8 protein-coding genes are annotated in these 14,632 nt (G+C 46.3%); 4 read left to right on the top strand and 4 right to left on the bottom strand.

Features of this window, described 5'->3' with window-relative positions:
- Positions 1 to 61: 61 nt before the first annotated feature.
- Entirely contained in the window at positions 62 to 1,747 is a 1,686-nt protein-coding gene (locus KTG12_RS11535; RefSeq protein WP_022322479.1) for a DUF6057 family protein, read from the bottom strand.
- A 13-nt stretch (positions 1,748 to 1,760) separates the two neighbouring features.
- Positions 1,761 to 3,188, bottom strand: a complete 1,428-nt coding sequence (locus KTG12_RS11530; RefSeq protein WP_022322478.1) for a PD40 domain-containing protein — start codon at positions 3,186 to 3,188, stop codon at positions 1,761 to 1,763.
- 162 nt (positions 3,189 to 3,350) lie between these two features.
- Between KTG12_RS11530 and KTG12_RS11525 the strand changes: the two genes are divergently transcribed.
- The 4 genes from KTG12_RS11525 to KTG12_RS11510 are packed head-to-tail and all read left to right on the top strand — an operon-like array spanning position 3,351 to position 10,061.
- Positions 3,351 to 4,832, top strand: a complete 1,482-nt coding sequence (locus KTG12_RS11525; protein ID WP_022322477.1) for a glycoside hydrolase family 28 protein — start codon at positions 3,351 to 3,353, stop codon at positions 4,830 to 4,832.
- 57 nt (positions 4,833 to 4,889) lie between these two features.
- The gene (locus KTG12_RS11520; RefSeq protein ID WP_022322476.1) at positions 4,890 to 5,642 is read left to right on the top strand and encodes a glycosyl hydrolase family 28 protein; all 753 of its coding nucleotides are present in this window, start codon (positions 4,890 to 4,892) and stop codon (positions 5,640 to 5,642) included.
- A 16-nt stretch (positions 5,643 to 5,658) separates the two neighbouring features.
- Positions 5,659 to 8,541: a glycosyl hydrolase gene (locus KTG12_RS11515; protein ID WP_122204555.1), complete on the top strand. Its 2,883-nt coding sequence runs from the start codon at positions 5,659 to 5,661 to the stop codon at positions 8,539 to 8,541.
- Positions 8,542 to 8,591: 50 nt separating this feature from the next.
- On the top strand, positions 8,592 to 10,061 hold the full coding sequence (locus KTG12_RS11510) for a glycoside hydrolase family 28 protein (RefSeq protein WP_138273049.1): 1,470 nt from the start codon (positions 8,592 to 8,594) through the stop codon (positions 10,059 to 10,061).
- 408 nt (positions 10,062 to 10,469) lie between these two features.
- Here KTG12_RS11510 and KTG12_RS11505 read toward each other — a convergent pair whose 3' ends face one another.
- Positions 10,470 to 12,122: a hypothetical protein gene (locus KTG12_RS11505; RefSeq protein ID WP_138273048.1), complete on the bottom strand. Its 1,653-nt coding sequence runs from the start codon at positions 12,120 to 12,122 to the stop codon at positions 10,470 to 10,472.
- 14 nt (positions 12,123 to 12,136) lie between these two features.
- Positions 12,137 to 14,458 (bottom strand): GH92 family glycosyl hydrolase, encoded by a 2,322-nt coding sequence (locus tag KTG12_RS11500; RefSeq protein WP_138273047.1) that lies wholly within the window; start codon positions 14,456 to 14,458, stop codon positions 12,137 to 12,139.
- Positions 14,459 to 14,632 lie beyond the last annotated feature (174 nt).

Raw genomic sequence — 14,632 nt, 5'->3', positions numbered from 1 at the left:
CTGTATAAAAATAGAAAGCCTGGATGCAGAAATGCTTCCGGGCTTTTATTTTGTGTCGAGTTTAGGCGGTACGGATAAATCCATAATACCAATAGGTGTTTCCGTATTTTTGCCGGAGTACATGATCCGTATTCGGACGCTGTGACATCAGTACGCCGAAGTCTTCGAAAGCCAGCCTGCAGGTTGGGGTGACTGGGTAGTTGCGGGTGGCATCCAAATGAGGAAACATGAGGTCGACCACTAACAGAGCTTCCTGATAATGAATCGGTATCGCTTCACCTTGTGGAAAGTATTGCCGGAATAAATTATAGAAGCCTTTCAAGTCTTTATCCAAAAGGACGCCGCATAACAAATAGTCGAGTGCTTTACGGTTGGTTGTATCGGCTTTTATCGCTTGTGTCAGAAGAATGAGGGGGGAAGATGCGTCGATAATGAAATCTTCCTTGTATGCTTCTTTGGAAGTTGTTAGGGACTTGGAGATCCGTTCGGTTCGTTCTTTTATCCATTGATTGTGACAGGTGGAGGTTTGTAAGATGTCCATATATTTCTGGGCCAGGGGAAGATTTCCGGATTCTGTTTGCCAATCAATCAATCTTCTGAGCCGGGAGAAAGAAAGACCTTGTGGAGACATGGCATTGGCTTGTGCAAGTTGGTGGAGAGCTTCGTGTTTCAGTCCGAGAGCATAGGCGAAAAGGCTGTTAAAATTGGCTCCGCCCAATTCGTTTGCCGGAAAATAAATGCGGTCTGCTGACTGTACTGGATAGTGGAAGAGTTGCTCCGGCAGGATACCTTTTTCATTAAGGGCAAGCATCAGGTAAGGATGATAGTAGGCTTCGCTGCTGTTACTGGTATGGATCGTTTGTAGTACCCGATCCCATTGTTGTTCTTCCGCATACCGTTGTACAGCCAGGCGTTTCTCCCTTTCCCGGTTGGGAGAAGAATAAATGCTGTAACAACTGAATGCGATTAAGAGAAGGGGGAATGCGATAGAGATATAGCGGTTTTCTTTTCTGCCGGAGAGGAAAGCAGAGCAGAGCGGAATTAGGAACAAGGCATAGTATACGTAAATATATCGCATTCCATATTCAGGATTAATGAATGTGTACAACTGATTGACCGGGGTGTAAAAAACAAAGTTTTGCCATAACAGAGGCCATACGGCAACAAGTACCAGATTTATAACCGGTAACATAGGGAAGCCTTTTTGTTTGAAGAAAATTCGTTCGAAAACAATTCCATACAGATACAATAAAAGTAAGCAGTTTTCCGGTAAAAGAAGATATAAGAAAGGAATAGCGATCAAAGCGCTGGTATAGCGTATTACTTTGTTCTGGATGAAAAGATAAAAAACGAGTGTTAAAAGGAATAGATTGTATTGTAATAGTGCGGATAAGTTCCAGGCATATTGATAGATGCAGAACATGATGATCGGTACGGTGATTATCCATCCGTGCAGTGCTGCTTTCCATTGCCTTAAGTAGAGGAGGAGGATGACTGCGGTAATCAAAAGTAAACCTGTTTCCACGAAAAGTCCCAGTGAGAGCGGATGGTAGAACTGAGACAAAAAGTTCGTTATCAGACTGTTCCATCCGGTTGGAGCAAGTAGATAACCTTGCAGGTAGTCGTTTGTCATCAGGAATAATCCGCCTGCCTCCTGATAACGAATATATTCGGGATAGAACATATATTCGATAACGAGTGTATAAATACTTGACAGGACCAGAAGTATGATGTTTCCTTTTTTCATTTTTATGTACGTTTTAATCGGTTACGGTATGATCCAGCTGAGATCTGGTGATTGTGATTTTATCCTTGATAAATTCCGGAATGTTGAATGATTTCATTCGGAGGTTGTTCTCGTCAGGATCTTTCTGCGGGAGTAGGAACGGTTTACTGAACTTTCCGTTCTCATTTAGGTGGGCGATGAAGAAACGGGTGTAAAGCCCGTCAAGGCGTCGGCTGCTGAATATGATCCATCTTCCGTTTGAAGACCAGGAGTGATAGCTTTCCACGTCTGTGCTGTTTAAGATATCGGTATCCACGGGGGCAGAACCTTGTAAAGATATCATTTTCAGATCCGCTTCCTTATGCCAGATCGGGAAAGTTGCATAATCCGATTCGGTGAAAAGCAGATATTGGTTATCTGGTGAGATACGGGGGAATGAAGCGCTTTTATTGTGTGCCGTATAGATCGTGTCGATTGTCTCTCCGAAAGAACCGTTGTCTGGGTTAAAGGAGACACTGCAAATAGAGTATTTAATCTCTTTCAACCTCTTGGGCAATTGTCTGGCAGGAGCTGTGCAGTAATATAGGCGTTTCCCGTCAGGAGCCCACGCTGGAAATGTTTCGAAAGATGCCGGACCGTTGAAACGGGGATCCGTTATGACTGTGTTATGGACCAAATCATATAAGACCAGGTCTGATTCCAGATCGTAGACTTCTATTAGGTTCGGGTTTCGGCTATAAAAAGACTGACGGGTGGTATTGGTTGAAAAAATGATATATTTGCCAGATGGATGCCAGTGGGGATAAGTTCCTTCTTTGGATGATCCGAGTTGCGATAATTGCACTTTGGTAGGCTGGTTATTTTTAATAATGATTGTCCCTCCCGGAGAAGTCCGTGCATGAAACATGAACTCTGTAGGGGAATAATTGCAGAATGAGTGGCAATTGACACATCCTTTTTCATTCATATTGCTGGATATGATAATATCCTCTTTAAAACAGTTTAAAGCTCTTTGGCGGATATCCATTTCATGCCAAGATTCATAACCCGGTTCGATTAATCGGTAGGCAATATAAGGGTCGATAGAGTCTGTTGTAATATAAACAGGAAAAGATTTGTATTGTATACCTTCCGGATAAGATTCATTCCATACGGATATGGATATATCTATTTGCTTGCCAGTATTGTCGGATAACATATGTTGCCATTTCTTTAAGGGTATATCGATTTTGTTTTTCCCTTCGATGCTGAATAATGGTTGGTTATTGTTGGAAAAAACAGCTTTTATATGAGAGGAATTTCTGACAGTAAAGTTTAAAGGTGCAATATTGATGGGGATACTTATTCCTTTATAATCCGGAAATATATCCGGATAGGTATTTCCGAGTTTAGATGCGATTCTATTTTCTGTGCATCCGATGTAGAGAAAGAAGGTCAATAAAGATAATAATAATTGTTTCATGGCTCATTCTGTTTATGATAGCACTCTGCAAAGATGTATCAAATTTTTAATTATAAATATCAAAAGCATAGATAAAATTTGTGCGAGGGTGAATATTTTTGTCCATTGTGAAAGACACATGGGAACATGGATTAATCTTATTTTTGTAAATACCGTATTATGATGAACAGATACAGATTTTTCTCTCTTTGCCTAGGTTTGATGTGTGGACTGCACTTGTCGGCCAAAGATTATTATGCCACGGATTTCGGTGTGAAAGCGGATGGTAAGACATTGAACACGAGTTCCATTCAGAAAGGAATCGACTTTGTGAATGCACAAGGTGGGGGGCGCTTGGTCTTTACTGCGGGTAATTATCAGACTGGGACGATTTACCTGAAGTCGAACGTGACACTCCATCTTGAAGAAGGAGCGACTTTATTGGGATCGACCAATCCTTGGGATTACGAAAAAGATCCGTATATTCGTTGGATGTCTATGATTTTCGCAGTCAAGCAGCAGAATATTGGTATAACGGGGAAAGGGACGATTAACGGGCGTGGTTTTCAAACAGCCAACAATATGGTGGACTATATCCAGCGGGGTATCTACGAAGATCCACTGAAACTGGGCCGTCCGAACGAGACGAACCGTCCGCAGAACATCTATTTCCGTGAATGCGAGAATGTGACAATCAAGGATATCACCCTGCGGGACCCGGCAAGCTGGAACCAGACATACGACCAGTGTAAGAATCTTTATGTCGACGGAATCCACGTGGATAGCAAATCCTATTGGAATAATGACGGTATCGATGTGGTAGACTGTGACGGCGTTGTGCTGAAAAACTCTTTTATCGATGCGGCGGATGATGCGCTTTGCTTTAAATCGCATGATGCGAACAGCATGTGTCAGAACGTGGTTGTCGAGAACTGTGTGGGACGTTCGAGTGCCAGTGGCTTGAAATTCGGGACGGTATCGAGAGGTGGTTTCCGTAACTTCAAAGTGAAAAACATCAAGATATATGATACGTATCGTTCGGCCATAACATTTGCAGCAGTCGATGGTGCTCTGATCGAAAACATCGAAGTAGATGGCGTTCGTTCCATTCATACGGGAAATGTGATCTACCTCCGTATCGGTGACCGTTGGAGTGCAGGGAAGAAACCGATTATGAAGAATATTACGATCAAGAATGTCTATGCCGAGATCCCGATGGACAAACCGGATGCCGGATATAATTATGAAGGACCGATCGAAGATCTTCCCCGCAATATCTCACCCGCCAGCATTGTTGGATTGCCGGAATATAAGATTCAGAACGTGACACTCCAGAATATCGAGATTGTTTCTCCCGGAGGTGGTAATCCCTACTACGCTTACCGTGGATTGGCACCGGCCGAGCTGGACAGTATTCCTGAAATGGCGACTTCCTATCCGGAGTTTTCGCAGTTTAAGGAATTGCCGGCTTGGGGCTTCTACATCCGTCATGCCGAGGGAATCACTTTTGATAATGTGACGTTTAAGGCTTTGAAAAAAGATTACCGTCCGGCTATCGTGATGGATGATGCCGGGGAGGTGACATTCAAGGATGTCCGGTTTATCGAGCCGGAGGGCGAGGGAAAGAAACAGATATTCCCTTATAAGTCAAAAGTGATAAAATGAGAGTACGATATCGGACTGGAAGGATGTATAGGATTAAAAACAAAAAAGTGAGACGATATGAATAAAAATAAATTATTTGCAAGTGTGATAGGCCTTTTGGTCTTTGTGGCGGGACTTTCAGCTAAAGATTACCAAGTCGCGATGTTTGGAATCAAATCGGACGGAGTGACACTCAATACCCGTTCTATCCAGCGAGCTGTCGATTATATCAGTGAACAGGGAGGCGGCCGGCTTATTTTTTATGTGGGCCGTTATCTGACTGGTTCAATCGAACTTAAGTCGAATGTGACGATCCGTATCGAAGAGGGAGCCGTCTTGGTTGCAGTTCCCTCCGTTTATGATTTTAAAGGGGTTGGGGGATGTAATGCGATTATTTACGCAGACAAGCAAAAGAATATCGGTATCGGTGGAAAAGGCATTATCGATGGCCGTAGCATCGCTGTGCGGGCAAGCGTGGAAGAGCAATTGCAAAAAGGGCATATCGAAGGAAATGTATCCGATTATGCACCAGCTTTGATCTGCATGGAAGGCTGCGAGGATGTGAAAATCGAACAAGTCACCCTGCAGGATGCAGCGAACGTAGCCGAAATATATAAGGACTGCCATAATGTGACAGTAGACAGAGTCGTTGTGAATGCCGGTGCATCGGACCGGAAAGCAATCTCGATTTCTGGCTGTGACGGAGTGAAGATGACAGATTGCTACTTTAATATGGCGGGGAATCCGTTGGAGAGTGCTGGGACATCCCGTAATCTAATATTTACAAATTGTATAACACCAGACGGCAAAGCTGTCTCAAGCGATCAATAAGAAGGAGGAGAAAACTATGCAGAGGAGATCTTTTATCAAACAGAGTGTTTTATGGACAGCCGGTTGTGCCGTCGGTAGCCGTATGTCGCTATGGGGTACGGTTAGTGCAGCCGATGAGGTGAAGGGGACGGTTTTGCGTTCCGGTGAGCTATATAAATTGTTTCGTGATCCACAATCCATTTACCGCCCGTTTGTCCGTTGGTGGTGGAACGGAGATAAAGTAGAAGCGGATGAATTGAAACGTGAACTGCATATATTGAAGGAGGCGGGTATCGGAGGAGTGGAGATCAATCCGGTTAAATTTCCCGGCAATGACACGGACGATTTGGGAAAGAAGTCGTTACCTTGGCTGAGCGACGAATGGATTGACATGTTGAAGGTGGCTTTTGACGAGGCGAAGTCGCTTGATATGACCTGCGATCTGATCGTCGGTTCCGGCTGGCCGTTCGGAGCGGAGTTCCTGACAGGAGACGAGAGAGCGGATGTTGTAGTGAACTATTCCGAGAAGCTGAGTGGTCCGATCGACTATGAAGTCTCTCGCGACGGTCTGTTCTGTGCGGCCGATCCTGCTATCAGTTCTCCTTTTCTTGGAAAGAAGATGGAGCTGGTTTCCCTGCAGCTGGTTCCTGAGCCGTTTGGCAGTCTTGATCAGGCTATCGATCTGATGGATAAAGAGGTAGACGGAACGTTCAAGTTCAAAGTGCCTGATGGGAAATATGTCTTGTTTGCCTTGGTCAAGATACGCGGTTTCCTCGAAGTGATCAATGGTGCTCCCGGTGCTACGGGACCGGTGTTGAACCATTTCAACAAGCCGGCCGTGCAGAAGTATTTGAATAATATGTCGGATAAGATTCAGAACCGTTTGGGTCCGTTGTCCGGCAATATCCGTTCCTTGTTTACCGACAGTATGGAACTGGAAGGATCGAACTGGTCGTATGATATGGCGGAAGAATTCAAGAAACGCCGGGGATATGACGTGCAACCCTATCTGCCCTTCATCCTATTTAAAATGGGTAGCATGGGGAATGTGTTGACCTATGAACCAAAGGTTCAGTTTACACCCGAACTGGACGATACGATCCAGCGTGTACGCTATGACTTCGAATATACGAAAGCCGAACTGCTGCGCGAGCGTTTTACACAGACTTACCTGGACTGGTGTAAGGGGCTGAATGTGAAATCGCGTGCACAGGCCTACGGACGTGGTTTCTTCCCGCTTGAAAGCAGTCTGGATTATGATATACCCGAATGCGAATCCTGGACGATGACTTGGTTGCGCCACCGCTTGGGTGAGGAAATGTCGGAAGAGGATTATCGTCGGGGGCGTGCCTATACGATGGTTAATAAATATGTGTCTTCTGCTGCCCACTTACGTGGAAAGCGCTTGGTGAGTTGTGAGGAGATGACCAATACTTATACCGTGTTCAATATGACATTGGAGTTGTTGAAGATTGGAGGTGACCAGACGGCTATCTCCGGTGTGACGCATTCTATCTTCCACGGTTTCAACTATTCTCCTAAAGAAGCTCCGTTCCCCGGATGGATTCGTTACGGGGCTTATTATAACGAGAATAACAACTGGTGGCCGTATTTCAAATATTATACCGCTTATAAAGGCCGTATGGCTTCCGCTCTGCAACATGGAACCATGTATGCGGATATCGCAATCCTGCATCCGATAGCCGATATGTGGAGTACCTTGGGAATGCAGAACGAACCGTTCCCAGCTACTACCAATGTGAAATATAAGACATTGGTATGGGAGGCGATCCATAAGAACGGCAGCGGTTGCGACTATGTTTCCGAATCGATCATCCGGGATGCCGAGATGAAAGACGGTTACTTGTGCTATGGTCCCCGCAAATATAAAACTCTTTTCCTGATCGAAGTGGAGAGTATGGAACCGGCTACCGCGCATAAATTATATGATTTTGTGGCCTCTGGCGGGCGTATTTTCTGTATAGAGGCTTATCCGCATAAATCGGTCGGCCTGAAAGATCATGACAAGCATGATAAGGAAGTGCAGGAATGGGTGGAAAAGATGAAGCAGATGGACGGGCGTTTCATACTGCTTCATAAACCGGAAAAAGACTTTGTCGGTTGGTATCAGGGTGTGCAGAAAGACTATGGATTGACACCGTATATGACGATTGAAAAACCTGATCCTTATCTGATGCAGAACCGTTATCAGGGTGATAACAAAGAAGAGATGTTCTTTTTCAGTTATGCACACCGCTATAATTCGCATCAGACCCGTATTTCCTTCAGCAACGAGGTTGTAAAAGGCCGACAGGGTTGGGTGTGGGATCTGGAAACGGGTGAACGATACCGGTTGCCGCTGGATGCAGCCAACAGTTTCCTGTTCGACTTCGGTCCGGCTGACTCTCTCCTGATTGTGTTCGATAAGCAAAAGAGAGGAAATGATTACAAGCCGCTTCCGGTTTCCGGTGAGGATTTAAAAGATCTTTCGTCTGATTGGGATGTGGAGTTCCGTCATAGCCGTGAGAATACGGTGCAGAATACTCATTTCGACAAACTGAAGGATTTAAAGGATACGGACTATGTGAATTTCTGCGGAACGATTGTTTATAGAAAGAAAGTCAACGTCTCTTCGCCTGTCGGGATGGTGCTCAACCTCGGATTGGTACATGGCGTGTCGGAAGTATTCGTGAACGGGCAGAGTTGTGGTGTCAAATGGTATGGCCGCCGTATCCATCCGGTCTCAGCCCGGTTGAAACAGGGGGAGAATTCGGTAGAGGTACATGTAGTAACTGTTATGGGAAACTATATGAAGACGCTGAAGGATAATAAGATCGCTCAGGCGTGGACCCGGAGGCAGGATGTTGTGCAGCCGGCGGGATTGGTAGGACCGGTAACCGCTTATAGAATTAAAAATTAAGAATTAAGAATTAAAAAATTAAGAAGCTGAAATTAAGAAATTGAAGAATTATGAATGTGATTAGAAAAATAATGATCCTGTGCTTGTTGGCAGGAATGCTGATGCCGGTGTGGGCAAAAGATTACCAGATGACTATGTTCGGGATCAAGTCGGATGGGACGACCATGAATACCCGTTCCATACAAAAGGCGATCGACTTTATTTCCGAGAGCGGGGGTGGACGTCTGGTGTTTACTGTCGGACGTTATTTGACCGGCAGTATTCATCTGAAGTCAAATGTGACGATCCATTTGGGAGAGGGGGCCGTGTTGGTCGGTTCCACTAATCCTTATGATTATGATATGGAGCTGAATGCTTGGTATGGTTTGATCTTGGCGAATAAGCAGGATAATATCGGTATCACCGGCAAAGGGGTGATCGACGGTCGTGGACGTGAGCTTGCCAATAACTTCATCAACCAGGTTTATTCAGGGGTGATCAAGGACAAACTGCAGTTGGGACGTGTGGCCAACCGTCCGAAGCTGGTCTATTTCCGCGAGTGCAAGAATGTGGAGATAAAAGGTGTGACGATGATGAATCCGGCTTTCTGGACACAGACCTACGATCAGTGCGAGAACCTGTTGATCGATGGTATCACGGTGCATAGCCGTGCTTACTGGAATAACGACGGGATGGATATTGTCGACTGTAACGGCGCATTGATCCAAAACTGTTATGTGGATGCGACAGACGATGCGATCTGCCTGAAATCCCATAGTGCCGATGCTGTTTGCCAGAATATCGAGGTGCGTAATAATACGGCTTGTTCAAGTGCAAGCGGTATCAAGTTCGGTACGGCTTCGACTGGTGGCTTCAAGAACATAAAGATTATCAACAATACTATATTCGACACGTTCCGTTCGGCTATAACGATCCAGGCGGTTGATGGCGGACTGGTTGAGAATATAGTGGTGGACAGCCTTCGTTCCATCAATACCGGAAATCCTATCTATTTGGTCGTGGGAGAACGTCGTGAGGGACGTCGCAGCCGGATGGACAACGTGCATATCTCGAATGTTTATGCCGAAGTCCCGGCAACGAAACCGGATGCAGGATATGACTACGAAGGGCCGACGGAAGATAATCCGCGTAATGTCTCGCCTTCCGGCATTGTCGGCTTGCAAGATAACAAGATTACGAATGTCTCTATCGAGAATGTCGAGATCGTCTATCCGGGTGGTGGTAACCCGTTGTATGCTAAAGTTGGATTGGACGAACTGGATAAAGTTCCGGAAATGCCGAAAGCTTATCCTGAATTCTCTCAGCATAAGGAGTTACCTGCCTGGGGATTTTATGTCCGCCATGTCGATGGGGTCACTTTCAAGAATGTGAAGCTGACTGCTTTGAAGAAAGACTATCGTCCGGCTATCGTCTTGGACGATGTGCACAACGGGGCATTTACAAAGATCAAAGTGGTTGAACCGTCTGCCGGAAAGAAGGAAAAGATACACGTTTACAAGTCTACGAAGATAAGAAAATAGAACGGGAGATACGGGAGACACATAAAAGGGGAGGGAATGCAAAATGTGCATATCCCTCCTTTTTTATGTAGCGGAACAGACAATACTCCCCCTTCCTTCCTCAGAGCAGGATAAGAAGGAAAAAACTGTTTAAGAAAGACTGAACCAATCAAAGGATAGTTTATCTGGCAATTACTGAATACGATTAGGAAAGACTGGGCTTATTTAAGTGACGATCGCCATGCTTCTGTTGTCAGACAGCCTGGTCATAAACCTTTTGCCTTTGGTCGAATACGTTTTCGCCCTTAGTCGAAAAGGTTTTTGACGAGTGTCGAAAGGGCTTTTGACCAAGGGCGAAAAGTAAAGGTGTGGTAGTAATGGCCGTAAATACCTGTATGTTTTTGTTTTCTTTTCGTGATAAAGACGGCTTTAGAAATACCCGTGCGTTTCCACATCTCCATATTTGAGGGCTATCTCTACCCGTTTGACAGTGAATGCACCGTCATCTTCGGACTGGAACCCGATGCGGTTGTATCCCTGTTTGAGAACTTCGTCGGGTAGGATAAAGGCATATTCCTTTTCTTCTTTTTCCAGCCCTCGTTCCCTATCGTATAGGTGGGTGTAGGCCGGCATTTCTTTCTCAACGGCTTTTCCGTTTACCGTCAACCGGCAGGATGCCGGCCGACTGGTGCGGATGAATAGGATTGCTTCTTCCGGATATCCTTCCTCTACCGAATCGCCGATATAAAGATTGACTTCTTTCTCTTCTCCCTTGCCTATTTTTAGCGGGAGTGGAGAGTCCGGCTTTATATTATACTGGACAACCCCGTCAGACAGTGCATATATCTTATTCCTGCCTTTTAAAGTTTCCAACGATCCTAATTCCTGAAGCAGTTCCGGCATCATGACCCGGCAAACCTGGCCGCCGTCTTCCAGATACAGTTTCCCGTCATGTTCGGTATTGAGCGTGCCGAAATAATAATTGAACAGGTAGATCCCGTCTGCCCCCTGTGAGAGGATATGGGAACACATCCCCCTGTGCATGCCGTGTGACCAGAATTCCCGCGGGCGGTAGCCTCCGTCGTCGATCGAACTGTAGAACGGAATGTTGAGGTCTTTCCCCATTTCTTCCCTGAACTTGGCTACCGGCATGGCGGGATCGCCTCTCCAATGGACACCTGTACTGATAAAGTCCAGCAATCCGAGGCGTAGCCATTCGCGTATATCCAGTCCTTTCATCATGTTTTGCTCGACCGTCGGTGCCACACGTGCGGAGAGTAGGATCTTTCTGCCTTGTTTGGCTGAAATTTCATCTACTTTCTGACGGATGTCTTTCACCAACTGTGTCATCAGCGGTGCGTTCTGCGGCCCTGTGCCAGACTTGAAGTAAACGATAAAGCGCATGAAGTCGAGATCGTATCCGTCGATTATGTCGGCGTAATTTTCCAATTGCTCGGAAATAATCGCCAATTTGCGGTCGCGCACTTCCTTTATGGCAAAGTCAAAAGCCCCGCCGCTGTTATAACCTTGTGTCGTGTCGTTCAGCCAGTATTCCGGATGCTGAATCCAGAAATCGGTGTACCAGATCGGACAATGGGTAGTCGTATCATTGAAATGCAAGTCGTTCATCCGGTAAGTGATGAAGGCTTCCATCCCCTTCTCCTTTGCCCTTTTTAAGGTATAAGCGACCAAGTCCGTCCCCTCTTTTTCCAGGTTCAGATGGTTCCGGTAGTATTTTCGGAAAGAGTTGTATTGAGCTGTGTCGCAACCGCAATCCAACGTCCCGTCCAGGTCGTCTCCCATCACATGGCCGTATTTGGAACGAACATAGAAGAAATCGCTGCCGGAACACATCATATAGGTCGTGACCTGTGAGTTCGCCACCATATCGACACAGGAGTCCAAGTCGGCAAGCGTAAGCGGACGATATTTGAACCAGCGGTTTCCTAACAGGTCGGAACCATCGTTGTTATGAATGATCCGGAATGTCCGTTCGGGAGTCTTTTTTACATCGGGTGCACAGGCAAAGAAAGCCTGTGCACATAAAAGAATCGAGAGATAGTTAATTATAAGTGATTTCATGGTGTGTTGTGTGTTTATTCGACTAATGAGTACGGCTTTTCCTCTGCTGTGAACTGCCTTCTCTTATTGGGACTTGAAGTCATTTGAAAGACGAGTTCCCCTCCGTTCATGATGTCCTGATGGGTGATGTAGGCCTTTTTGTAAGGTTGACCGTTTAGGGTGACAGATTTGATGTAGCGGTTCTTGTCGCTGACCTTGTCTGCTCTGACTGTAAATGTTTTTCCGTTTTCCAGGTTTACCTGCATATAGGGCAGGTAAGGAGCTCCGATCACATACTGATCGGTTCCTGGGCATACCGGATAAAAGCCCATGGCTGAGAAGATGTACCAGGCGGACATCTGGCCGCAGTCGTCGTTGCCGCATAAACCGTCGATATTGTTGCGGTACATACGGTTCATGATTTCACGAATCCAGTATTGCGTTTTCCACGGTTCGGTAGTCCAGCTATATAAATAAGGGATATGGTGGCTCGGTTCGTTACCGTGGACATAAGTGCCGAGCAGGCCTTCTCGTGTCACATCTTCGGTCTGGGCGAAGAATTCATCCGGCAGATGCATGGTAAACAAGGAGTCCAGCTTGTTGATAAAACTGCGGTTTCCACCCATCAGGCGAATCAGATCGGACGGAGCCTGCGGAACATAGAAAGAGTAGTTCCAGGCATTTCCCTCGATAAAACCTTGTCCGTGTGTGCTGAGCAGATCGATCTCCTCTTTCCAGCTACCGTCTTTGTAACGCGGACAGGCAAAACCGAGACCGGGTTTGAACACGTTCCGGTAGTAGAGGGCACGTTTCTTGTAAGTATCGGCAATCTGTTTGTCTCCCAGCAAAAGGGCGGTGTGATAGACCGTCCAGTCTTCATAGGCATTCTCTAACGTGATGGAGGCGGAAGTGGGGGATTGGTCGAAAGGAACATATCCTAATTGTTTATACTCATCCGTATGATCATAATAAGGCACGTTTGAACTGCTGACCATCGCTTTGACTGCTTCTTGCTTGTCGATTGGCAAGCCTTTGGTGATGGCATCGGCCAGGACGGAAACCGAGTGATAGCCGATCATGCACCAGTTTTCGTTACCCATATGTGACCAGACCGGCAGCAGATGATGCACGCTTTGGCTGTAATGGGCGAGCATCGACTTTACAAGATCCGTACTGACATCCCGTTTGATGATGTTGAACAGCGGATGTAAAGCCCGGTACGTATCCCAGACTGAAAATACGGTATAGTTTGTAAAGCCCTCGGCCTGGTGGATGTTGTGGTCGATCCCTCGGTATTTCCCGTCTACATCCATATAAACGGACGGGTTGATCATCGTATGGTACAAAGATGTGTAAAGCATGGATAGCTGGTCGTTACTGCCCTCTGCATCGATGACGGACAGTGCGTTCTCCCATTTCCCATTCGTTTCCTGGCGGATCGTGTCAAACGATTTACCGGTAGCCTCTGCTTGCAGGTTCTTTACGGCTCCGTCTGTTCCGACAGCCGAAAGAGCCACTTTGATTTCGAGCGGAGCGCTTCCTTCTTTGAACTCGAAATAGGAAACAACTTTACGTCCTCCGATCTCCGGGAAGTTCTCTGCTGTATTGAAACGCCGGAAACCACCCGGATAGTTGACTTTTTCCCGGTCTGTATATCCGTAACGGGTGACCGGCTGGGAGAACGAGATGGCAAAATAGGTATAGTTTACGCGACTCCATCCGTTGGTAATGCGGTAGCCCGTAACCAAAGTGTCGTTTTCGACCCGGAGGTTTGCCCATAACACCTTGCCATCGTAATTGTAGATACCGTGGTTGAGGTCGAGTATCAGCTGTTTCTTCTGATCGGCCGGATAGGTGTATTTATGAATACCGGTCCGTTCGGTTGCTGTCAGTTGCACTTTGATCTGATCGTCGGTCAGCAACACTTCGTAGTAGCCTGGACGGGATATTTCGGTGTCGTGGCTGAATCGGGAACGATAGCCGCTGTCCGGATTATCAGCCGTACCAGGGTTGATCTGCAATTTTCCGGTGAAGGGCATCAGCAGAATATCACCGAGGTCGGAATGCCCCGTTCCGCTGAAGTGGGTATGGCTGAAGCCGACGATGGAACTGTCTTTATGTTGGTAGCCGGCACAGTATTCATACACGCGAGGCTGATAGACACCGTCGATGTTATGAGGAATGGTATCGGTATCAGGACTTACTTGTACGATACCAAACGGAGCGCAGGCGCCGGGAAATGTATGTCCCATCCCGTTTGTTCCGATGATCGGGTTTACCAGATCGGTCTTTTGTGCCATAATCGGCATGCTCATGTAGGCAAAGGCGACGATCAGTGATTTCATTAGTTTTTGCATATGTGTGTTTTTCTTATTTTCTAGGATGTCCAAAAGTAAGTAAAGTCGCAAATATGCAAATGTATTTTTTGTCGGATTTATTTAGATATTTGGCTAAATGGTGAAAAGCAACACTGGTCCTAACCGGCCTGTTTCCCTTGCGGACGCGATTTGCCTGTTACGGCCATCAGACTG

Source organism: Parabacteroides sp. MSK.9.14, from assembly GCF_019041495.1.
GTDB classification, from domain to species: Bacteria; Bacteroidota; Bacteroidia; order Bacteroidales; family Tannerellaceae; genus Parabacteroides; species Parabacteroides merdae.
The sequence above is the reverse complement of the archived record's forward strand: the minus strand, read 5'-3'. Positions and strand labels throughout refer to the sequence as shown.